The 22746-nt window shown below is 41.7% G+C and carries 29 protein-coding genes; 25 read left to right on the forward strand and 4 right to left on the reverse strand.

Translation table 11 applies throughout. The features are described 5' to 3' along the window. Window positions 1-692 (reverse strand): (Fe-S)-binding protein (locus DOT_RS07570; RefSeq protein ID WP_009616587.1); only part of this gene is annotated, 692 nt, incomplete at its 3' end. A 458-nt stretch (window positions 693-1150) separates the two neighbouring features. On the opposite strand from DOT_RS07570, the gene DOT_RS31020 reads away from it, so the two are divergent. From DOT_RS31020 to DOT_RS07595, 7 genes are all read left to right on the forward strand, one after another. After that, a complete protein-coding gene (locus DOT_RS31020) occupies window positions 1151-1264 on the forward strand; it encodes a DUF5320 domain-containing protein (protein ID WP_009616588.1) in 114 nt (37 codons plus the stop codon). A gap of 47 nt (window positions 1265-1311) precedes the next feature. Next, the gene (locus DOT_RS07575; protein ID WP_040411556.1) at window positions 1312-1689 is read left to right on the forward strand and encodes a DUF134 domain-containing protein; all 378 of its coding nucleotides are present in this window, start codon (window positions 1312-1314) and stop codon (window positions 1687-1689) included. After that, the gene (locus DOT_RS07580) at window positions 1686-2084 is read left to right on the forward strand and encodes an iron-sulfur cluster scaffold-like protein (protein WP_009616590.1); all 399 of its coding nucleotides are present in this window, start codon (window positions 1686-1688) and stop codon (window positions 2082-2084) included. The genes DOT_RS07575 and DOT_RS07580 overlap by 4 nt, the downstream gene beginning before the upstream one ends. Window positions 2085-2177: 93 nt before the next feature. After that, window positions 2178-2534, forward strand: a complete 357-nt coding sequence (locus DOT_RS07585; protein WP_009616591.1) for a NifB/NifX family molybdenum-iron cluster-binding protein — start codon at window positions 2178-2180, stop codon at window positions 2532-2534. A gap of 193 nt (window positions 2535-2727) precedes the next feature. Beyond that, window positions 2728-2886 (forward strand): ATP-binding protein, encoded by a 159-nt coding sequence (locus tag DOT_RS28475; RefSeq protein ID WP_009616592.1) that lies wholly within the window; start codon window positions 2728-2730, stop codon window positions 2884-2886. 299 nt (window positions 2887-3185) lie between these two features. Beyond that, complete coding sequence (locus DOT_RS07590) at window positions 3186-3962, forward strand: serine protease (protein ID WP_009616593.1); 777 nt, start codon at window positions 3186-3188, stop codon at window positions 3960-3962. A gap of 577 nt (window positions 3963-4539) precedes the next feature. After that, window positions 4540-4863 carry a helix-turn-helix domain-containing protein gene (locus DOT_RS07595; protein WP_083824007.1) on the forward strand — a complete coding sequence of 108 codons (324 nt, stop codon included), beginning with the start codon at window positions 4540-4542 and terminating at the stop codon, window positions 4861-4863. A gap of 224 nt (window positions 4864-5087) precedes the next feature. On the opposite strand, the gene DOT_RS07600 is transcribed toward DOT_RS07595, so the two are convergent. Together DOT_RS07600 and DOT_RS07605 are read right to left on the reverse strand one after the other, a co-directional pair. Then, entirely contained in the window at window positions 5088-6038 is a 951-nt protein-coding gene (locus tag DOT_RS07600; protein ID WP_009616596.1) for a DUF3231 family protein, read from the reverse strand. Between the two features lie 632 nt (window positions 6039-6670). Further along, entirely contained in the window at window positions 6671-6982 is a 312-nt protein-coding gene (locus tag DOT_RS07605; protein WP_009616597.1) for a hypothetical protein, read from the reverse strand. 100 nt (window positions 6983-7082) lie between these two features. Here DOT_RS07605 and DOT_RS30350 point away from each other — a divergent pair, with 100 nt between their 5' ends. The 16 genes from DOT_RS30350 (at window position 7083) to DOT_RS07670 (ending at window position 20112) form a co-directional block, all read left to right on the forward strand. After that, complete coding sequence (locus DOT_RS30350) at window positions 7083-7271, forward strand: hypothetical protein (protein ID WP_009616598.1); 189 nt, start codon at window positions 7083-7085, stop codon at window positions 7269-7271. Between the two features lie 274 nt (window positions 7272-7545). Next, a complete protein-coding gene (locus tag DOT_RS32305; RefSeq protein WP_009616599.1) occupies window positions 7546-7677 on the forward strand; it encodes a hypothetical protein in 132 nt (43 codons plus the stop codon). Window positions 7678-7728: 51 nt separating this feature from the next. Beyond that, on the forward strand, window positions 7729-7869 hold the full coding sequence (locus DOT_RS31735) for a hypothetical protein (protein WP_348982140.1): 141 nt from the start codon (window positions 7729-7731) through the stop codon (window positions 7867-7869). Next, entirely contained in the window at window positions 7839-8342 is a 504-nt protein-coding gene (locus DOT_RS31740) for a hypothetical protein (protein WP_050809841.1), read from the forward strand. Before DOT_RS31735 ends, DOT_RS31740 begins: the two co-directional genes overlap by 31 nt. Continuing rightward, window positions 8332-8496 carry a hypothetical protein gene (locus tag DOT_RS31025; protein WP_192807806.1) on the forward strand — a complete coding sequence of 55 codons (165 nt, stop codon included), beginning with the start codon at window positions 8332-8334 and terminating at the stop codon, window positions 8494-8496. Before DOT_RS31740 ends, DOT_RS31025 begins: the two co-directional genes overlap by 11 nt. A gap of 279 nt (window positions 8497-8775) precedes the next feature. Beyond that, a complete protein-coding gene (locus tag DOT_RS07620; RefSeq protein WP_009616603.1) occupies window positions 8776-9531 on the forward strand; it encodes a DeoR/GlpR family DNA-binding transcription regulator in 756 nt (251 codons plus the stop codon). A 70-nt stretch (window positions 9532-9601) separates the two neighbouring features. Beyond that, the gene (pfkB, locus tag DOT_RS07625) at window positions 9602-10558 is read left to right on the forward strand and encodes a 1-phosphofructokinase (protein ID WP_009616604.1); all 957 of its coding nucleotides are present in this window, start codon (window positions 9602-9604) and stop codon (window positions 10556-10558) included. Window positions 10559-10561: 3 nt separating this feature from the next. Beyond that, a complete protein-coding gene (locus DOT_RS07630) occupies window positions 10562-11017 on the forward strand; it encodes a fructose PTS transporter subunit IIA (protein ID WP_009616605.1) in 456 nt (151 codons plus the stop codon). A gap of 67 nt (window positions 11018-11084) precedes the next feature. Further along, window positions 11085-12452, forward strand: coding sequence for a fructose-specific PTS transporter subunit EIIC (locus DOT_RS07635; RefSeq protein WP_009616606.1), 1368 nt, complete (start codon window positions 11085-11087; stop codon window positions 12450-12452). Between the two features lie 39 nt (window positions 12453-12491). Next, window positions 12492-12761: an HPr family phosphocarrier protein gene (locus DOT_RS07640; protein ID WP_009616612.1), complete on the forward strand. Its 270-nt coding sequence runs from the start codon at window positions 12492-12494 to the stop codon at window positions 12759-12761. A 1-nt stretch (window position 12762) separates the two neighbouring features. Then, the gene (gene ptsP / locus DOT_RS07645) at window positions 12763-14469 is read left to right on the forward strand and encodes a phosphoenolpyruvate--protein phosphotransferase (RefSeq protein WP_009616614.1); all 1707 of its coding nucleotides are present in this window, start codon (window positions 12763-12765) and stop codon (window positions 14467-14469) included. A gap of 173 nt (window positions 14470-14642) precedes the next feature. Next, complete coding sequence (hprK, locus tag DOT_RS07650; protein ID WP_009616616.1) at window positions 14643-15521, forward strand: HPr(Ser) kinase/phosphatase; 879 nt, start codon at window positions 14643-14645, stop codon at window positions 15519-15521. Between the two features lie 170 nt (window positions 15522-15691). Further along, window positions 15692-16546: a class II fructose-1,6-bisphosphate aldolase gene (fba, locus tag DOT_RS07655; protein WP_009616618.1), complete on the forward strand. Its 855-nt coding sequence runs from the start codon at window positions 15692-15694 to the stop codon at window positions 16544-16546. A 685-nt stretch (window positions 16547-17231) separates the two neighbouring features. Continuing rightward, window positions 17232-17585: a Na-translocating system protein MpsC family protein gene (locus DOT_RS07660; protein ID WP_040411560.1), complete on the forward strand. Its 354-nt coding sequence runs from the start codon at window positions 17232-17234 to the stop codon at window positions 17583-17585. A gap of 285 nt (window positions 17586-17870) precedes the next feature. Next, window positions 17871-18887 carry a Nif3-like dinuclear metal center hexameric protein gene (locus DOT_RS07665; RefSeq protein WP_242833793.1) on the forward strand — a complete coding sequence of 339 codons (1017 nt, stop codon included), beginning with the start codon at window positions 17871-17873 and terminating at the stop codon, window positions 18885-18887. A gap of 82 nt (window positions 18888-18969) precedes the next feature. Next, window positions 18970-20112 (forward strand): hypothetical protein, encoded by a 1143-nt coding sequence (locus tag DOT_RS07670; protein ID WP_009616623.1) that lies wholly within the window; start codon window positions 18970-18972, stop codon window positions 20110-20112. 33 nt (window positions 20113-20145) lie between these two features. Here the strand turns inward: DOT_RS07670 and DOT_RS07675 are convergent, their stop codons facing one another. Then, entirely contained in the window at window positions 20146-20640 is a 495-nt protein-coding gene (locus tag DOT_RS07675) for a hypothetical protein (RefSeq protein ID WP_009616625.1), read from the reverse strand. Between the two features lie 361 nt (window positions 20641-21001). Between DOT_RS07675 and DOT_RS07680 the strand changes: the two genes are divergently transcribed. Both DOT_RS07680 and DOT_RS07690 read left to right on the forward strand, forming a co-directional pair. After that, entirely contained in the window at window positions 21002-21190 is a 189-nt protein-coding gene (locus DOT_RS07680; protein ID WP_009616627.1) for a ferredoxin, read from the forward strand. A 309-nt stretch (window positions 21191-21499) separates the two neighbouring features. After that, window positions 21500-22729, forward strand: coding sequence for a (Fe-S)-binding protein (locus DOT_RS07690; RefSeq protein WP_009616631.1), 1230 nt, complete (start codon window positions 21500-21502; stop codon window positions 22727-22729). The last annotated feature ends 17 nt before the right edge of the window (window positions 22730-22746 follow it).

Below are 22746 nucleotides of genomic sequence, written 5' to 3' on the forward strand. Positions count from 1 at the left end.
GAACCTGTTTTTATCTGAAGCACCGTCCCTTTAGTATGCAGCGGAAGTGGAGCAATGCCCATTTCTTGACTGAATATTTTGCGAATTTCTTTCGTGAGAAGTGAGTTATCTAAGCCTAACGGACAGGTCTGAGCACAACGACGGCAAAGATTACAGCGATAGGCTAATTCTCCAAGTCGAGCAATCGTTTCCCAGTTTACATCGATATCTGCTCCGATGAAACCGCCAAACAGCTTTCCACTTTTGGTAAAATACTTCTTTACAATTTTTCGCAGAACTTCCGAACGGAAAATTGGACGGTATAACTCGTTTTTCCCTGATGCCTCGTAGATGTGGCAGGCAGCAGAACATGTATCACATTTTGCGCAGTATTCAAAGGATAATAAAAAAGGTTGGAGTGCTCCATTGTTGGCATCAGAGAAGATCTTTTCTAAGCCACTGAGGAACTTCCGTACAAATTCATCTTCTTCCCCATTATTTTTGGGGCGAGTTAAGGTATCGACACCAACATAACCATCTAAAGAAGTACAAAATTTTTCTCTCCAATCCGGCTTAGGATCAGTTAAGGGTGGTTCCATTCTGGGTTTATCATAGGGCGGAAATAACGGCATTAATTGTTCGTGTTCAAGTTTGATTAGTTGCTCATCCCGTCGTCCCATATCCTTTGGACGTAAATCCTTTTCATTTATCATACTCAGCTCTCCTCTTTCCACAAAGTTAACTCTCCAAAAGTTATTCCTTGGGTATGTCGGTTGCCTAGCTATGAAGAAAATATTAAGAGTAGTCTTATTATGTAATGATGTACCCCATTATGAACATATGTCCTTTTCAACACAAATTATACTCCATTTAGGGCATATGTCAATTATATTTTAATACTACTTTGTTATCGATTCTTTCCAACATAGTAGATTGAGCTCAACTAACGACAATGAGGAACAGTAATTTTCTTTGTTTAGAGAAAGGGAAATACGAAAGAAAGATAATACGGGGATATTAATTGACATATGTTCAAAACTGAGTATAATGTATTTAAAATAGCATAGATCAATAACTAAAAGGAGGAATTAGTATGCCAAGAAGAGATAGAACGGGTCAATGAGGCGTTCAACAATGAACGGAAGAGGCCTAGGACTTTGCTCGGGAGCAAATGACAACAGACCAAAATGTATTAAAAAATCAAAATAAATTGCTGCAAGAGCTTGAAAGTAAGCTTAACGCTATTAGCAAGCAACTAGAGAACTTACAAAAAAAGCTAACGTGACAGGTGAGAGATCCTGTTACTTTAGCCACAAACTGAGGTGAAAAATTCTGCCAAGGCCAAGAAAATGGAGAAAAGTGTGTTGCTTGCCGGAAAGCAATCAATTTGGACCACTCAACGCTCCGATTAATCAAGAGCATTTTATTAATATGACTGTTGATGAGTATGAAACGATACGACTGATTGACTTAGAAGGGTTTACGCAGGAAGAGTGCGCTGATCAAATGAAGATCGCCCGGACAACCGTTCAACGCACCTATAATGACGCGAGGAAAAAACTTGCAGAATCGTTAGTAAGGGGAAAAGTATTAAGAATCGAGGGCGGAGATTACAAGCTTTGTGATGGTCTCGAAAAATCATGCGGTTGTGGTGGTTGCCTCAGACATAGATGTGACAGAGGGTTTATGGAAGACAAGGGAGGTGAATGACTATTTACTCTGAGACGGTGATGGAACACTTTAAAAATCCCCAGAATGCCTATAGTATGCCTGATGCCAATGCCCAGGGAATCTATGGAGACCCTTCCTGCGGAGATGCACTAATCATATTTTTAAAAGTACAAAACAATATCATTCAAGAGGTCAGTTATCTTGTGTTTGGTTGCTGTGCAGCGATAGCTACATCTAGTATGACGTCTGTATTAGCTAAAGGAAAAAGCTTAGATGAAGCCTTAAGCATTACTGAAGAGGATATTATCAAGGCACTTGATGGCCTCCCGGAAACTAAAGCTCATTGCTCTAACCTAGGCGTAAGTGCTTTGCGAAATGCAATCACTAATTACAACGAAAAAACAAGAACGGATATAATGGAGAAACCCCAATGAAGAACGAAATAATTGTAGTAGCTTGTGATAAAACTTAAAAGTTTTGATGGGGAAATAACCCATCACTTGTAAAATTTTAAAGGGGTGAAATAAATGAAAATTGCAGTTGCAAGTAAGAATGGAATGGTTACAGAGCATTTTGGTTATTGTGAGAATTTCAATATTTATGAAGCTGAAAACAACAAAATTGTCAAAAGTGAGTCGATACCCAATCCCGGACATAAGCCTGGATTTTTACCTAATTTCTTAAATGACATGGGAGTAAATGTTATTATATCAGGCGGCATGGGTGGCAGCGCGATCGAAATCTTCAAAGGGAAAGGTATACAGGTTATTACAGGTGCCAAAGGCAGCGCAAAAGCTGCCTCAGAACAGTATCTGCAAGGTATGCTCAAATCCAATGGCTCTGTATGCAATGATCATATGCACCATGATGAATGTGGCCATTAATGGATTTATCCATGTTGCGTATACACTTAAAAATCACAATTTATAAGTTATAAATTGTGATTTCTCTACTGCTTAAAATTAAGGGCCTTCACGAGTTTACGTGAAGGCCCTTAATTTTGAACTTGATAAGTTACGCTTTCTAACTGGACTGAACATATCAAACTATGTAATGTGAAAAACTATAGGGAATGAAGTGGATAAATCAAGAGATCGTTCGCTTGGTGGCAATAGATTAGGCTTATTCATAGTGAAAAAAATTGTAACCATGCACAATGGACAGATACAGCTTAAAAGTGCCCTTGACCAGGGGACGGAGTTTAACATTACGTTGCCACGTTTGGATGGGGAATAATGTGATTTGTGTGTTAGCATTTATTCCAGCCTTATTATCCACTGTCTTCATTGAAGTGAATAAGTTCTTATAAGAGGGGATTAAAAATCAATGGCTATTTTAACAAGCCGTGCTACGATTTTGATGACTTGAGGTGGGATTTGTCATGAATGCAATTGAAAAAATCAGTTTGACTTTGCGGAGATCAAGATAGAAGTGATACAATTGAGATGTTCTTTGTAAAAAGATTAGCTGAACTCCGCTCAGCGGTATGAAGCTTTATAACCTCCTCCGTAGGGTGAGGAAGAGAAGAGGCAATAATGAACGATGATGAATTAATCAATCATCAACCTGACGAAGAACAATTTGATGACGATGAAATAGTGAGCACCAAGAAACCTGGCTATTTTAGGAAATCAATAACCATTTTGATTATCTTAGCATTCATAGCTTTTTCTATACCCAATTTTCCTTATCTCATCTCACATAAACTAGATTTTTTAGATCAGAATAGGGCTTTAAAGGAAGACGCAATCGTTCAGCAATGTAAGTCTGCGGTAGTAAGTATCGAGGCGTCGGTTACAAAGAATCTTTTGAATACAGAGGTCAAACAGGGCACTGGCTTTAATATTTCCCCGACAGGTACGATAATAACTAATCAACATGTCGTAGCCGACGCTAGTACGATAACTATCCGCTTTGGTGACGGAAGAGTGTATTACTCCACACAATATGAGGTCATCCCGAATGTAGACATAGCGATCATTAAGATTGCAGGGAATGATCTTCCTACCATAGCACTTAACCTGAAAGATAGGATACAAAGTGACGAAACCGTGACCATTATTGGCAATCCATTAGGGTTCGAACAGATATCGCAAAGAGGAAAAGTAGGACAATTTCATTATCTAACAAATAGCTCAGCCTCGGTATTTGATATCAATATTCCCATTAATCCTGGTAATAGCGGTAGCCCGGTCTTAGATAATCAGGCCAAAGCGGTAGGGATTATCTTTGCCAGCACGAATATCGGAATAAATGGCAAATCAGAAGTTCGGGCCTTAGCAATTCCTATTCAGAATTTGCCGTTAGAATAATTATCTCGATAACAACTACATAAAACTGACCAATTGCAGACAGTGTTTGGATTAGATTTGTCCCTCCTAATGCCTCTACGCGTATTTTCTCATAACCTTTCTTAAGAACCGGTTAAATATTTCACTGTCACGTTTAGATGGAATATAACTCAAAAAGTCACTTATAACACCGTGGATGTATTGTACAGCAAACATCTGTGGTGTTTTTTTGTTCTATTTACCTTGCGTTTAAGTTCCATTTAATTTCCGTTTAAGTTACTCCGTTATGATACACCTATCAACAAATTCATGCGATCAGCTACCGAATCAGCATGGGTTTTGAGCATCTGAAGATCGACCTGACGGTTGTCGTTCAGGCGATGATTGATTCAGAGGTTGCTGGGGTTTAGAAAAATTAGTCCAAAGATAATTAACCTTTTTGATAGGATTTATAATACTATTTTCATATTCGGCTGTACATACTACTTACACAAATATGAATGGAGGTTTTACTATTTGGATACTGGCACACTCGGATCATTGGCTGAAGGCATATAATTGTCATAAGGATTTCCGAACACAGACTGGAGGAAGCCGAATGACGAAAGGCCGAAATACTACTGGACAAGAGAGGATACAAATTGTAAAAGAGTGCCTATCCACTGGAAACGATTATAGGGGGATAGCACTCAAGTACCAGGTTTCATACCAGCAGGTCTATACGTGGACGAAGAAATACCGTGAGATGGGAGAATCGAGGTTAGAAGATCGGCGAGGACAACGCGCCGGAACACTGCCGAGCCGAACACCTGAGGAAGAACTGAGAGACCGGATAGCCCAGCTTGAACGGGAAAACTTTGATCTGGGAATGGAGAATGCACTGTTAAAAAAAGTGAAGGAATTGGAGAGGATGCGACGTTGAGCTTCGTAAGTAATCCACTCACAATTCCCAGAGTCATTCTATCTTTGATTTTTTTAATTGAAAAACACCTCCCTGACTTTTATATCTGTATCTTTTCCCTAAAATGATTGACTACTCGTGAAACAAATAAATAATCATTTTTTTATGTTACTTCATACAAATAAGGCACTCATAGGGATTACCCTTAGAGTGTCTCATTATTTTCCTTCGGTTTATGTACTTGATTAATGTTGAATTAATTCATTACGGTCAGCCGTCTCTGGAATTTTTTCTAGCCATCCAGCTTCAATCATTAAATCTCCGCCATTCTTTGCTAATCCAAGAAGTTCATTAATGAAACCACTAAACATTCTTACTAAATCTACTCTGGTGGAACTTGTCAAGGCAATTCCGTATTCAGAAATGATATACGCTAGTACTAAGTTGATATGGGACATGATTAACTTATCACTAAGAGAAGACTCTTTAGAATCAGTAACTAATATTTCTGTGATTGAAGGTAGGGGAATATCTTCATCTACTAAAACTGAACCGAGACTTTCTAATTGCTTATCTGCAAGCTGTTTAGCCTTAGAAATATAGTTCCTAACCTTTTCTGATTTAACGACTTGACTATAACCTGAATTCAATGTTCTAAGTAACTGCTTAGTTTCCATAATTGAAAAAATGTAAGTAATTTCTATCGCATTTAAAGGTCTATTCTCTCCAATAAACGGGAGAATAGCACCTAAATATGTGCCAAAATAACCTTTATTGTGTACGAAATCTACTCTGTCTGGAATTATAATGCTTGGGTACTTTGACAAAAGACCTTTTGCTAGAAGTAATTCAGTAGCTTTTTGGTGTATCTCAACAGAAGTGTTCACACATTCAGAAAAGTAATTACGAAAGTCGGAACGAGAACAAACGGTTAATGCGTTCAAGTAATTTATCGAAACAAATTTGTGCATAAGTCTAGTGTATAATAACATAAACGATTCGGAAAATAGTTGTTTCGCATTGCTATCAACGTCCCTGTCGCCGAAAGCTTCCGGGATAGGATGATTGATTGAATTATATATGTTCTCCATAGATTTTATTCGTTGGGTTGAGACATCAAGTGCGCGTTGTAAAACAGTGTGGATATCAGTGTCTTTCGATTTAGCAACATAGCTTTTAAGGAAACACACGGACATACTTTCTGCGTAATAACTCGACCATAAATTGCCGACTTCAGAAGATAATGGCGGAATGTCAGCTAAATTGGTTGTACAGTTCCCATTGGGACTTGTTCTACCTGGCTTTGATTAGCTTCTTGTACATTGTTCATAATTTGCACTCCTTAAATAGTTATTGAATTATTATTTCCAAAAAATAGGGATTAAATTCTATAATCAGACCCTAATTATGTTAAGCCTTAAATAGTCGTTTTAGGTGAAACATCAAAAAGTAAATCTTAACCTAATTTACCGATATGAAAGTAGAAATCTATCCAAACACCATGTTTCTAAAAACATGATCCTTCGGCTTCCGCAACATCGATTAATTGAACTATATTGAGAAATCATCAATGAAGTAACATCAACGCACGTGGAGTACTTAGTAAAAGAATAATTTCAAAGTATTGAGATTATGGGGTTTAAAGGGAAATAAAATATTTCCTCAGACAAGAAAAGGAGTATACCCTTGACTAAGGAAACTTATCTTTTTATAGTCATATTATCGTGACACGGCACGTTGAGTGGGAGAAGGGCTGATCAATAAAGGGCTTTAGGGGATTTAGCCAACTCGATGATTATGGATGACCCTTGAGTGTGTAAAAAAGATATTAGGATATTTTATCCGGTGCATTTAGTTTATTATACATTTCCATCCCTTTAGTTGTTAGATGAGGTAATAAAAGGCTCCACAGGATTGATAGAATATTTTTCTGCTTTGCAAGAAATTTCTTAAGAAGAGTTATTTCCTGTATTCCATACATACTTAATGATAATGAAGAAATTGACAAATCTTCATATTGTCCGGCATATAATTCTTTCTTCATAATTCCATTATTAACAAAGTTAGAAAATATGTTGTTATACACAGTATAGAATTCATTAACAACTTTGGTCTGTATTTTTGATATTTCAGGATACAACTTGGGTAACTCAGATAGCAGAACTCAGAAAGAGACCTATCGAGTAACCTTTACCAAGGATGGTTGGTCACGGCGTAAATCATGTTGACTACTATAATATGTGCAAAAAACTGGAAGTGGTGAAGATTATCTACTTGTACGTGAAGAAATTGGAGATAAGGCGCAGGACTATGCTGAGAAAGAACTAGCAAAGGGTCATAAACAAACTGCCAGCATTTTTTTCCTAAACGCATCTGCGATGTATAGAGTGGGGGAATATGGATACAGAAGCAGAATGCTTATTGATTGACTGGCTTAAAGAAAGACTTTCATAAAGAAAATATATAAAGTGTAGTTTGCTTTTAGCTTAAACTTAAACGAATTGAGGGAAAACAATGAATCAACCTAATATAGACATTAACGAAAGGACCAATCACTAGTCGTAAGGCCCGTTCTTGAACACCACAAACATTTGACGGTGAAGCGTCAGTGTAAGTTAGTCTTGACTTCTTTGCCATATTGAACAAACATACCAATATTTTTAGGAGCTTCGAAAGAGGCTCCTTTTTTCGTGGGAGGAAAACATGGACATACAGACAATAGCAGTGGAACAATTGAAGGCTGCAAAATACAATCCTCGTAAAGACCTGAAGCCTGGGGACACGGAATTTGAAAAGTTGAAAAGAAGCATTGAGGAATTTGGGTTCGTAGAATAGATTGTAGTAAATAAAAGAACAGGATTTACGGTCATTTCCGGACACCAGAGACTGGCTGTTCTTAAGTACTTGAACTGGACAGAGGTTGAATGTGTCATTGTTGACTTGGATGAGGGATCAGAGAAAGCCTTAAATATTGCTATGAACAAAGTATCCGGCGAATGGACATGCCGCTTCTCACGGACTTACTAAAAGATCTTAGCGACAGTGGCTTTGAAGTTTCTCTAACAGGTTTTGAGGCCGCTGATCTAAGCGACTTAGTTGGTGATGTCAACACTAGTACCGATGATCTAAAAGAAGATGAATTTGATGTAACTGCGGCTGAAGCGGAGATTGAAACCCCGATAAGCCAGCGAGCAGATATTTGGCTGCTTGGAAAACATCGCTTGCGTTGCGGCGATTCAACAAGTGAAGAAGAAGTTAAGAAATTGATGAACGGACAGAAAGCCAGATTTATTGTCACAGACGCACCTTATAACGTTACATATAACAACAACGTAAACACCAACCACCCGTCGTGGAAGAAACGTGAGGGTATTCTTAACGATAATATGTCCACAGAAAACTTTAGAGCATTTTTATTTGCGCTTTCACATGTGGCATCAAGGCAGCCGAACCTGGGGCTGCAATTTACGCCTTTATGTCAGCTCAGGAATGTCAGGTAGTTATCTATTGGAACTTAATAATGTAGGCAAAGATGTGAAATATAATATCATGCCCATAGCATATCTGGCAGCGCAGGATTCGCAACTTGATTGGTTTGATGGGAATTTGTTCCGCGGAATACCATTGTACGGGGCAGGTTGCGAACATATGTAAGGTCATTTATTGAGTTGCAGTGTTGGCTTGAGGCCAAATTATGTAGTCTCTTTGCTTAAATAGTAAAAAGGAGTCCTAGCAGGTACATACCGGATGAAGGGCCCCATTTTTCTTCTTCTTTGATGCTCAAATTTTCTGACTTTCCACTTGAAAAGAAATTTATTATAGATTATAATGAGCATAAACAGTTAATAATGAGCAAAAACAATCAAAGAAAATAGCATTATCAGTCAAGAAACGAGCAAAGACAATAATTTGACCAATGAGGAAGGTAAGAGTATGTTTGCTGAAGAGCGCAAAGCGGAGATTTTGCAACTAATGGAATCCGGTAAACCTGTCAAAGTGGGAGATTTGAGCCAAAGATTTGAAGTTTCCGAATCGACAATACGCCGGGATTTGCAGGAACTAGAAAATGCCAGGTTGATTCAAAGGACTCACGGAGGGGCTATATCTGTTCAATCTAGTTTTGAGTTGAGCTATCAGGAAAAAGAAATCCGTTTTTATGATGAAAAACAAAAAATTGCCAAAGCAGCGGTTGACATGGTGAAGGATGGAGAAACGGTTTTTTTGGATACCGGTACAACCACCCTGCAAATAGCTTTTGCTTTACGGGGGAAATCTATTACGGTTGCAACTAATAGTATGGATATCGCTCAAGTGTTTGCTGAGGATCCCCAAGTTGAAGTGATTGTCTTGGGGGGGAGCTTAAGGAAAAGTATTCGTTCTCTAGTGGGCTTCTTAACGAATGAAATGTTGGCGAAACTTCATTTTGACAAAGTATTTCTTGCCGCCAATGCTGTTGACTCCGATCTCGGGGTAACGACTCCTAATCTTATTGAAGCTGAAACCAAAAGACACATGGTAAAGGCGGGTAAAGAGGTTATTTTGGTGGTGGATCACTCGAAACTCTGGGAAAAAGCGATGTGTCAAATTTGTAGTCTAAGTGAGATTAATTTACTACTGACCGATGATGGCCTAGATGAAGCGAACGTAAAAAGGTTAAGTCAATATGTGCAAGTACGAATTGCTGAATAATAAGTACGGGAACGAGAAGTGTGTTGATAATTTTAGAAGAACTTTATTTCAGAGCTGAAGGGATGTACTCATGAATAAGCAAAAACGAGCGAAGATTGTCACGATGACTCTCAATCCTGCAGTTGATCAAACCCTCTATTTCGCACAATTCCATGTCGGGCAGGTTAATAGGGTAGGCAGAGAACGCTTAGATCCTGCGGGCAAGGGAATTAATGTTGCCAAGGTCATTAATAGTTTGGGCCAGGACGTAGCCGTGAGCGGTTTCTTAGGTCGAGAAAATGCTAATATTTTTGAGCATTATTTTCAAGCTCAAGCCATTGCTAATCATTTTATTAAAGTCAATGGGGCTACTAGGGTGAACACTAAAATTGTCGATGAGGCTAGTGGGCAGGTCAGCGAGATTAATTTCCCGGGTATTCACTATGGTCCTTCGGATTTACACGAACTAAAAAACGTCATTATGCAGTTAGCAGAAGAATCGAAGCTTTTTGTTCTCTCGGGGAGCTTGCCTGGAGAAGCACCACTGGATATATACCGAGAGTTTACGGAAATTCTAAAGAGTTATGATTGCAAGGTCTTTCTGGATACCAGCGGAGGCGCTTTGGCCGAGGGCATCAAAGCAAAACCCTATGCCATTAAACCCAATCTAGATGAATTAAAGCAGTTAATGGGGCATTCCATGGACCAGGTGAACGATGTGTTGAACGCGGTTGAGACGTTAATTTCTGGAGGGATTGCTAAGGTCGTAATTTCGCTGGGTAGTAAAGGGGCGTTGATTGCTGACAGAACCCAACGTTTGTTAGTTCACCCCCCCGATGTTAAGGTGAGTAGTACTGTAGGGGCTGGGGATGCTATGGTAGCGGGGTTTGTCTATGGAGAAGCTCAAGGAATGTCGCTAGTTGAACAGGCCCGGTGGGCCACAGCGGTTGCAGCTGCCTCTGTAGCCCAACCAGGAACCCAAGCTGGCAAACTCAACGACGTGGAAAAACTTTTGCCCAACGTAATAATTGAAGAAATGAGGGTGTAACAGATGAAAATTACAGAACTATTAGCGGATGATTCAATTCTATTAGGGCTTAAGGCGGAGACTAAGGAAGAGGTTTGGGGAACTCTGGCTCACGGCTTTCAGGAAATCGGCGCAGTTCATAATGTAGAGCAGTATTTGGCGGACGTGGCTATAAGGGAAACAAAGGGAACGACGGGAGTTGGGTTTGGCGTAGCTATTCCTCATGCTAAATCGGAAGGGGTTACAAGGCCCGCCTTGGCAATGGCTCGTCTGGAAAAGGGAATCGATGTTCAGTCTCTGGATGGTTCCCAAGCGGACCTCTTCTTCCTCATTGCGGCCCCTATCCAAGGAGAGGACATTCACCTGCACGCTCTGTCGAAATTGGCCAGGTTGCTCATCCATGGTTCATTTCTAGAGTCACTCAGAAGCGCTAAAACCCCAGCTGAAGTCAAAAGTGCGATAGAAGCACACGAGAACTAAATTTGAAAAATACCGGATTTCATTGATGTTCTGAAGTCTATATTGCAAAAGAGGAGAGGGAATTGGTATGAAATTTGTAGCTATAACATCTTGTCCTACAGGTATCGCCCATACCTATATGGCCGCTGAAGCGCTTCAAGTGGCAGCTAAGGAAATGGGCCATGAGATTAAAGTCGAGACCCAAGGGTCAGTCGGTGCGGAGAACGTCATTACTCAAGAGGATTTAGCTCAAGCCAAGGCTGTCATTATTGCTGCAGACACGTCGATTGACAAGAGCCGGTTTGCTGGAATGGCGATGATTGAAGTTTCAACCAAGGATGCGATCAAAGACGCTAAAGGTTTGCTTACCCAGGCTGCTAATGCTCAAACAAGTTCCATTAGCCCGAATCAAGTGACTCAGGTTAAACCCGAGGGAAAGAAGTCCAGAACAGGGGTCTACAAACATCTGATGACGGGCGTGTCCTTTATGATACCGTTCGTGGTGGCAGGGGGTCTGCTGATTGCTTTAGGTTTTGCCATTGGTGGTATTTATGTTTTTAAAGTTCCAGGAAGCTTGGGAGAAACGTTATTCTCTGCTGGTAAAGCCGCTTTTGCGTTGATGATCCCAGTATTAGGTGCCTATATTTCATTTTCGATTGCAGACAGGCCCGGTATTGTACCAGGTATGATTGGTGGGTATATTGCAGGGGCTAATGGATCCGGATTCTTAGGCGCAATGGTTGCCGGTTTTGCGGCTGGTTATATCGTTTTAGGAATTAAAAAGTATATCAAGCTGCCCAAATCCTTACAAGGTTTAATGCCAGTCCTTATTATCCCAGTGCTTTCAACGGCTATCATGGGACTACTGATGGTTTATGTGATTGGTAAACCTATGACTTTATTTAACACGTCTTTAGCAGCCTGGCTAACGTCTTTAAGCGGTACAAATGCTGCTTTACTGGGAATTATTTTGGGTGCTATGATGGCCTTCGATATGGGTGGTCCGGTCAATAAAGCCGCTTACACGTTCGGAGCCGCTACTGTAGCTAGTGGTAACCCATCCGCCATCATGGCTGCTGTTATGATAGCAGGAATGGTACCTCCTTTAGGTATAGCTCTTTCTACTCTCCTTGCTAAGAATAAATATACTTTAGAAGAAATAGAAGCGGGCAAGGCTAACTGGGCACTGGGTTTATCCTTTATCACAGAAGGCGCAATCCCCTTCGCTGTGGCAGATCCTTTGCGAGTTATACCGTCCATCATGGTTGGTTCAGCATTAGCTGGGGGTATATCGATGGCCTTTGGAAGTACCATTATCGTACCTCATGGTGGAATATGGGTCTTAGCGATACCTCATGTTGTGAGCAACTTAGTTCCCTATATTGTGGCTCTGATAGCCGGAACACTTGTATCAGCTTTAATCCTTTCAGCCATTAAAAAACCAATCGAACAGTGAGTTCAGTCAGCTTAGCTAATAGAGCAGGGAGGAATTGCATTGATTACCAAAGATATTACGATTACGAATAGTTCAGGGCTTCATGCCAGGCCGGCTTCTTTGTGGGTACAGATGGCAAGCCGATATAAAAGTAGTATTAAAATCAAGTCGAATGATTCCGAAGTCGATGGTAAAAGTATTTTAGGGATTCTTTCGTTGGGGTTAGCCTCTGGCAGTCAATTTCAATTGATTGTGGACGGCGCAGATGAACAGGAAGCGGCTGAGAACTTGGAAGGTCTCGTTAATAATTTAGAAAACCAGGGTGAGTAAAATGGATAGTAATGAAAACGAATGGTATGGTCTAGGGGTATCTTCGGGTCGAGCCGCGGGCGAGATCTGGCTTCTGCAGGGCTTTGCGCCAGATCTGCTCCGTGAGCAGGTGGGGGAGGTCAATGCGGAACAAGAATTGGAACGTATACAAAAAGCCATTGAACTCACTAACCAGCGATTAATCGAATATGAGCAACAAGTTCGAGCGGAAAAAGGGGAAGAATTTGCTCAGATCTTTATTGCTCATCAACTGTTGCTCACGGATCCTGCCTTTGTGGGTGAGGCACAAAAACGCATTAACTCTCAACATTTACGTGCCGAGCAAGCATTGAAAGACGTAGCGGCGGAAGCGATTCAGATGTTGAAAAGTATCCCTGACCCATACTTTCAGGAACGCGCAGTGGATGTAAAAGATGTGCTGGAACAGCTCTTGCAAAATCTGCTTGGTCCTCAAGGGTCTGGGGCGGCCTCTTTTCCGGTAGTGGGAAATTGGATCGTCATGGCTGAGGAACTGACTCCGGCTCAAACTATTGCTTTGCCTAAGGATCGAGTACTAGGATTTATCGTGCGCAAAGGCGGGAAAACCTCGCATGCTGCAATTCTAGCTCGGACTTACGGGATTCCGGCGGTGACGGGTGTTGATAGTGCTTGGGAGGAATTGAGCAACTTAAAGTGGGCCGAATTGGACGGGGATGAAGGTTGGGTGAAGCGATCTCCAGAGGGGATTACCACTACTAACCGTAATGATTTGGTTGATGAGGAACAAGACGGTCCGACTGGAGCTATATTTGGGAACATGGTTCTGGCCGCCAATGTTGGAAGTCCAGTTGATTTACCACTGCTGCAGAAGTATAAAGCGCACGGCGTAGGGCTTTACCGAACAGAATTCTTATTTATGGGAGATCAACTTCCTTCGGAGGAAGAGCAAGTAGAGGCTTACAGCAAAGTGATTGCAGCCTGTACCCCTCATCTCACCGTCATTAGAACGTTGGATATTGGTGGGGATAAAAAAGCACCTGCTTTAATGCTCCCTGAAGAACAGAACCCCTTCTTAGGTGTTCGGGCCTTGCGGCTGTGCTTGCGCAGACCAGAAATTTTTCGGGTCCAGCTCCGGGCGATCTGGCGAGCTTCCACGGCGGGACCAACTGCCGTGATGTTCCCTATGATCGCAACGTTCGAAGAATTGGTACAGGCCAAGGAACTGCTATTTGTAGCCCGAGATGAAGTGGTGCGGGAAGGATACCCCGTGGGAGAACTTCAAGTAGGCATGATGATCGAAATTCCGGCTGCCGCCTGGAATGCTAAGAGATTGGCTTCGGAAGTGGATTTCTTTAGTATCGGGACGAACGATTTGACTCAGTATATGTTGGCGGTAGACCGTGAAAATAATGAACTGGCTGATTTATATCAACCTCATCACCCAGCGGTCTTAGGTATGATTGCCCGGGTGAGCCAAGCCGCAGAGAAGGCCGGCATATGGGTAGGCATATGCGGTGAGGCTGGAGGGGACAGCTTATTGGCACCTTTCTTTGCGGCTTTAGGAATCGAGGAACTCAGTATGGCGCCAGGCTCGTTACCTAAAGTTCGCCAAGTACTGAGCAAGTTGACGTTTGAGGGTGTGAACAAACAGAAGTTTATAGAACGTATTCTAGAGTGTGGTACTGCAGCTGAGGTTTTAGAGCAATTGAGGCAATACGAGGATAGATGAAACGGGTGGACAGGTCCTCTACAAGGGGTTTCCGCACATGTCCTTATTACTTTTCAGATATTGAACGTATAAGAACGAATAAGGAATTGATACTGATACCCCCCTTAGAACCAGTGTGGATCATAGGGGGGTATTGAAACGAGACGCCCCCATTTCAGAAAGAAGGTGTACAAATGCTGATGGTAAGCCAATTAGTTGAGGAATTTAAATTGGAGGTTATAACAGGGCATGGGGGATTAAGTAAAGAAATTTCGGACTATAGTTTGAAACGTCCGAGTGCCGAATTGGTGGGATTCTTAACGCATTTGACACCCAAGCGAATTCAAGTGTATGGTCGAACGGAGTTAGGACTCATCCAGCAATTCGAAGAGTCCGTACGACGCGAGCATCTTGCCCAAGTCATGGTTGCAGAAGTCCCCTGTGTGATTATTACGCGGGATTTAACGATCCCCTTAGAGTTTATCGAATTAGCTGCTGAGCGGAAGATTCCTCTCTTGAAAACCCACCGATCGACGACCCAACTCTTTTATTTGTTAATCCGCTATCTCACGAATCAGTTAGCACCAAGCACACTTGTACACGGTGTCCTTGTGGATGTATACGGAGTGGGGGTATTAATTACAGGTGAGAGCGGAATCGGGAAAAGTGAGGCAGCTTTAGAATTAATCAAAAGCGGGCATTTGTTGGTTGCCGATGATGCCGTGGAAGTTCGTCGGGTTGATGAAGAAAGTTTACGGGGCACTGCTCCAATTCGGATTCAACATCTACTGGAGGTGCGCGGTTTAGGAATTCTTGATGTGACGACGTTGTTTGGAACAGGTACCGTACGGGATGAAAAAGATATCCAGTTTATTGTTCACATGGAAGAATGGCAGCAAGAAAAAGTTTACGATCGTTTAGGGATTGATCCACCTCAAACACGGCAAATCTTAGGGATCTCCATTCCGGAGATCACCGTTCCGGTTCGTCCGGGACGTAATCTGGGGACGATTATTGAAGTCGCAGTTATGCAAAATAGACTTAGGTCGGTATTTCATAATCAACGTGTCTAAAAATGCCCTGCATCCTTCATTTAATAAGGTGTGTATGATTTAGCCAATGAATTGGTAAACCTAAGAATTATATTCTAAAAATAGCTATATAAATCAATACAAGGGAGACACATACAAAACAGATTAAGAATGCCAGAAAACATTGGCTTATATGCGAAAGGATGTATGTAATGACTTTAGTAGCTCTGAATAATATGTTGCGTGGGGCAAAGGAAAAAAAGTTTGCTGTCGGCCAGTTTAATATTAATAACTTGGAGTTTACCCAGGCCATTATCGAAGCCGCTGCCGAAGAACGGTCACCGGTAATCTTTGGTGTTTCTGAAGGTGCCCTGAAATATATGGGCTTGGAATTTACAGTTGCCCTGGCCAAGACAGCAGCCGATAACTATGCCATCCCTGTTGCCCTGCATTTAGATCATGGCAGTAGCTTTAACGTTGTTTTGGAATGTATCCGTGCCGGGTTCTCATCTGTGATGTTTGACGGCTCCCATCATCCGCTTGCTGAGAATATTGCTTTAACTAAAAAGATAGTAGAGGTAGCGCACATTATGGGGGTCTCCGTTGAAGGGGAACTGGGAACAATCGGTGGGACAGAAGATGATTTATCCGTGACTGAAGAGGATGCAGCTTTTGCTAAACCGGAAGAAGCGGTCCGTTTCTGGGAAGAAACCCGTGTCGATGCTTTAGCCCTTGCTGTCGGTACTGCGCATGGAGTTTATAAGGGAGAACCACGGATTCGTTTTGATATCATCGCAGAAGTAGCTGGCAAGATTGAAGCCCCCATCGTATTGCATGGCGGTTCAGGGGTGCCGGATGAATCCATTCGTAAGGCTATCAGTCATGGTGTTGGCAAAGTTAATGTAAACACGGAGAATCAAATAGCGAGTACAGAAACCATTCGTAAGATACTTGCTGCAAAACCCGATCTGATCGATCCGCGGAAATACTTAGGTCCAGGTCGGGATGCGATAAAGGACGTTGTAAAGACCAAAATCCGTCTCTTTGGCAGTCATAATCAAGCTTAATGACCTTATAAAAATCTTATCATTTAAGGGCCAGGTTTTTCCTGGCCCTTGCCTCACAGTTAGTAACTTCCAGACTGGAGATTTCTGATGGGAATTCATAACTGATTGAATTCCTCCAATCTCTCCATATGTATCCAGAGATAATCCAGATCGCAAAATTAGTGACTCTAATGATAATATAAATCATTATTATTAACCATGTCTTCCAAGTAATACCCTCAGGTATAAATGCTTAAATCAAAAATATACTGTATATGTTAATCCTGATAGCTACGCCTTGAGAAAAGCCCGAGGTTAGTATCCCCGACATTGAGGTATTTAACGTCACCCTTTCTCACGTTCCCACAATGAGCTGTTGTTCTTGCGATAGCCTCCTTTAACCTCTTCGGAAATTTATCAGTACAATCCGCTGTTGAAGATACAAACGACAATTCCGCGTTAATTCTCTTTATTATATCGGCCGTTGGTTTACTCATTTCGCTGATTACAGCCATAATAAAAAGAGCAAACGACAAGAATGGTAACGATGATTAAGGTAGGGCGAACAATATAAGCGTAATTAAAATATAATGTTAGTAATATTTGAAAATATTAGTTAAATTGCTTGTGTCATGCAGGAAACAGATAAATTATGTCGAATGACATTGATATAATTATTACAGATATTTTATGGGGGGACTACATCATGGCTGAAACCCTCACAGAATTGAAACAAGCTGTAATGCGAATTTATAATTCTGTAAATCAGGAAATGTATGAGATTGGTGTTAAACGGTTGCGGGTTGATATCGTTGGCAAAAAGATTGTTATTTTGGCCGAACATCGTCGTCTGCCAGGTTTGCGGGCATTGGATCAGATTAATCGCTCAGTGACAAGAATGGCTGATGTAGCTTTGCTAGACTTAAATAAATTACGCCTTAAAACAATGGTGGAATCCGAGCTTAACTTAAAGGTTATTTCTGTACTTAAAGATTATGATCCAGAGCAAGAAATTGCTGCAACCGTGATCGTATTGCATGAACAATTATCTGATACCTAGCATGAGAAAAATGTAAATTATGTTTCTTGAAACATTGGCCCAATTACGTGAGAAATCGTTTGCAGGCCGGTCGGGAAGCTACAAATCGTTCGGATGAGGGAACCTTATTGGAGCCCGCAAAACCGTCGGTTTAAGAACTAAGTGATGTTTATTGGCATCACTCTAGCTTAAGCTGACGGTTTTTTTATATTCCCGGGGAAGAACATAAAAGACAGGAGGTGGGCTGTATAGAGTCTTTATAGAATTCCTGAATTCAACATATCTTGAATCTTTGGAGGGACAAATGTGAACAGAGACAATATTACAAACAGGGATTTGCTAACAGCGCTAAACACTATCTCCGGCGGACGGGTTCCCTTAAGTCTAGCTGAAATGTTTTCCGGTAAAAATCCTTTTGTAGTCGTCAAATCCTCGAACATTCCCGGAAAGGCCGTGATGGAGACACCAGGCCTGGTATTTGGACAAATCGACCAACCGATCAGAAAATTAGCCGTGCTTATGACCTTGACCGAGTCCGCAATTGAACTTGCCGCAGCCACTGGAGTCGATGCCATAGTTGCCCATCATCCTATTGCCGATGCTGCTAACAGTGGGGGAGTGACTCTCAAAAATTATTTGGGGTTATATCGTATTAGCGCCTTTGAATTGCATGAAGCATTTCACGGTTTACATCCAGGTTTAGCTATCCTGCATGGACATCAGGCATTTAGGACAGAGATCGCTTATGGTGGGATTCCTGGCAACATTATGTATGTCGGGCAAGCATTGCCAGAAGTAAGATGTCTGGAAGACATTTTATTGCGCTTAGAAACACTAATGGGAATGGACGAAGAACGAAAAATGCTGGAGTTAGAGAAAGATGTCCGCCACTGCTCCGGCATCTCAGAAACTAATGTTTTGACCGGAGCAAAGATAATCTGTGGTCAATCCGACAGTGAGGTGGAAACTATCCTGCATATTTTTCCTCATACCGGTTTCAGTCCGGAACATCTTGCCCAGGCCATGAGAGAACATCCGGAAATTGACACTTTGCTGGCCTCTATTAGTCGGGTGCCGGACCAACATCCTTTAATCGACAAGGCCAAAGAATTTGGACTTAATGTTATCGTGGGCAACTCGCACGCTTTAGAAATTTATGAAAATGGGTTGCCGCTAGCTATTGCTCTCCAGCAATTATTACCCCAAGTTGAAGTGGTAATGTTTCGGGAACGTTGTACATCAACGCCTTTGAGACAATTTGGTTCAACAGCTATCCAAAATTATGCGGATATGATTGTGGAAAAACATCTGATTAATAAATAATAGCCGGGGTTCAAGGGAAGCCTTGTCCCTACCGGCTCGGCGAATGCCGAGAGTCCATTTAATAAGTAAGGAGGAAAGAATTATGGTTAATCTAGAAAAAAATGAAAGGTCGCCAGGACAGGGCGCTCCCCCAAAACGGGTGATGACAGCCATCGAATATGTTGGACTGGCCCTAGTAGCCACGTTCATGCTCGGTCTGTTCTTTAAACCAAATACGATTGCCGGAGTTTTTGACGCTATGGTCAATAATGCTTATTCTATTTTTAAAGCATTTATCTTCGGCAATTGGAATAATGGAGTTTGGTCACCTTCTACGGTCGGGGTTGCAATCATTGTGAGCGTGATGACTGGCCGGATTTTGGAGCGGCTTGGTTTTACCGATGCCCTAATCCGGATTTTTGTGCCAATTATGAAATATTTCCGGGTAAACTCCGCCGTGGTTATTCCTGCTGTGTATAACATTTTAGGCGATATCAATGCTGCAGGTCGAATTGCCGGACCGATCCTGGTTAAAGCTGGTGCTACCAAGGACGAGCAGAAGATAGCCGTCGCAACGATGGTTCAATCCCAGCAATCGTTTTCCACTCTTATGCTTGGGCTATTGGCGATGACCACCGTGGGGATCAAGGTTTTTCCTGTCGTTTTCATTGCTGTTTTCCTCCCCCTCATCATCGTACCGCCGTTACTCCGTCTTACGATATACCGTGATGCCAAAGCAGTATCGCTCCAAGAGTTGCCGAGGTTTACTCCAAAAACAGCGTTTTTACCGACGATTTTTGGCGCTGCCCGGGAAGGGGCTGAAGTACTGTTCTTGCTGATTATCCCGGCGGGAGTTGTTATATATGCGATCATCGGCGGGCTAGACTTTGCGGGAATTTGGGCACCTATTAAGTCAGCTTTGACGAGTATGCTGTCCTTTCTCTCGATTGACCCAACTACAGGCATAATATCTGTCCTTGTTTCGCCTACGTTAGCTATGGGAACATTAAAGGCTACTTTGGCCGCAAATCCTGCTGCAGTAGCTCCACGGCTCGTAATTGGCTCTTTTGTTCTGGCTTGTTCTGGATTCCCTTTCTCAGTCATATTCGGGCAAATTCCAGCGGTGTGGGCCGGCTGTACCGATCTGAGCGAGCGAGAGGCTATGGTGGCTGCAATACTAGGAGCAGTTATGAAACTTATTAGTACGGGCTTAATCGCACGATTACTCGGTCAGTTATTTTTCTAATAATAAATGATGACGACATGTTTCCTGATTACTTTAAAGTTTTTGGGAGACTTCCTTAAATAACTTACGTTGAACAAAGGATGCAAGAGGGATGTGGCAACAATTATCTTCATCCCCGAACATGATTAAGCCAGTCTGGTATAAAGGTATATTAAAGTGGTTCCCGTATTCATTTAGAAGACGCAGTCCTAAATTATCCACCAATACATCGGCATTGAGGACTGAATTTGTATGGATTGACAAAGACAGGTCATCCGGTATGTTCGTTAGGGATAAATACTGGGCAGGACGGGCTTCGATAGGACCCATTCCCGCCGGAAAAGAATTGAGATTGTAGTCTAGCCGACGGCCTATACCGGACAGTCGCTTGTCACTGGTAACAAGAGCTGCAAAGCGATAGACGTCAAGTCCTAATGAGTCAGGAATAATCTTTCCGTCAGTCCATAGAGCAGTTTGGAAATATGTATCTGGATTAATTGAGAGTGGTTTGTGGGCATAAATTTCTACTGCTAGTTTCACCTCGTTCACCGTCTTTCACCTTTTGCTCCACTATATGATGTCGGGTGACAATCGGTGTCACTCAAACTAATACCCCCGTATTCAAAGAGCAATCTTTGGTGCGGGGGGTTCAATTTGCCGCATCTGTTTATAATACCTGTGCTTTTGGTTTTTTGCTAGGATTTCCGGTCAGTAAGACTCAATTCCACGAGACAAAAGATTATTGACATATGTTCAAATGGTTAGTATAATTCAAGTCAATAAGGGGCATATGTTCATAAACCTGAGGAAATATTTTTATATTCTGGTAAAAGTTGTAACAGGTCAAATTCGGCACGGAATCCTGTAGAAATTTTGTTCAAAGAGAAAATAATTTTAAGGAGGATACAATATGATTGCTGAAGTAGACCAAGACCAGTGTATCGGATGTGAATCCTGCCCCGAATTTTGTCCTGAGGTCTTTAAGATGGGGGCCGATGGGTTAGCAGTAGCTTACACAAACCCCATTCCGAGTGAATATGAGGGAGCTGCCAAAGAAGCTGCTGAGGGCTGCCCAGCCCACTGTATAACCATTAAATAGCAAGTTCTAACTAGGTAAAGGAGGATGCTTTTTTTCCGCTTCAGTACATATTTCAAGTGAAGTTGAATGAAGAATGCTCTCCTGGCCAGATTGTGTCCTACAAAGCAGTTAAGGAATAGCGCTTTTTATACTGTTTTCAGAAACTATCCGATCATAATTCTTCTTAGCACAGTGTTAGCAAAACAATTCGATAAGCCTATTCAGAAAATGGCAATTACGTTTTCGCTACAATCTGGTCCAGTATTTTCTATGACCCAATTAAAAGAATTGCTGAGTGAATTTTAATTTAATGTCGGAGGGGATCGTAAGATGGGGGAACCAATACGAATTAAACGTTTAGATTCGAGCTTACGTGATGAAATAGCAGAGTTATTGAATGGCTATGATTTTTCTAATTGCCTTACTTGTGGTATGTGTACGGCTGGCTGTATTTATAGTGATCTTCATAAGGATCAAGACCCTCGTAAGTTCATACGAAAAGTAGCTCTAGGTATGCGAGAAGAAGCAGAGAATGATCCCTTTATCTGGAATTGTACTATGTGTAATCGATGTACCGTGGAATGCCCAATGGGAGTGAATATGAACGCACTCACAAGAGCCTTCCGAGGAAAAGTGGAAAGGGCACCCGGTTATTTGCAAGTTATTGCAGATGATCATATACGGACAGGTAATCAGATGGGTGTCGAACAAATTGAGTATGAGGAGACACTAGAATGGATTGAAGAAATGATGCAGGAAGATTTGAAGGATCCGACTTATAAGATTCCGTTAGATGTTCCTAATGCAGACTTCTTTTTTGGATTCAATGCTCGGGAGATTAAACATTATCCAGCTGATCTTCAGAGTATACTAAATGTTTTCCACGCCGCCAAAGCAAACTTTACAATTAGCTCTAAGCGCTGGGATGCTACTAATATTTGTTTGTTCACAGGTAAAAACGATGAATTCGCTGAAATATCACGCCCGATGTTTGAAGAAGCTGAGAGGTTAAACCCTAAGGAAATTATCGTCACAGAATGTGGACATGCTTTCCGATCGACCAGAGTATTTGCTCGTGATTACTGGAAAGGTAAACAGCTCCCTGTTCGCCATATAATGGAGTTATATGAAGATTGGATTAAAGATGGCACATTAAAACTAGATAAGACCAGAAATACAATCCCGGTAACCCTTCATGATCCCTGTAATACAGTTCGTAAAGAGGGGATTGTTGAGCCTCAACGCTATGTGCTGAGTAATACTGTAATGGATTTTCGTGAAATGTTCCCTAACAGGGAGTATAACTTTTGTTGTGGAGCTGGTGGGGGAGCGGGAGCCGTCGCTGAAACTAAAGCAATGCGTATGGTTAAAGCCAAACCTAAAGTTGATCAACTAGTGGCCACCGGTGCGACAATTGGATGCATCCCTTGCCATAACTGCATGGATCAGTTTGTTGACATGAATAAGCATTACAAACTTGGTATGAAAATGATGCATCTCACTGCCTTAATAGAAGTTGCCTTGGGTTTAGTAGATGAGGATAAGCAATTTTTTCATTGAGTTATTTTATTTCACGC

Source organism: Desulfosporosinus sp. OT, assembly GCF_000224515.1.
GTDB lineage: Bacteria > Bacillota > Desulfitobacteriia > Desulfitobacteriales > Desulfitobacteriaceae > Desulfosporosinus.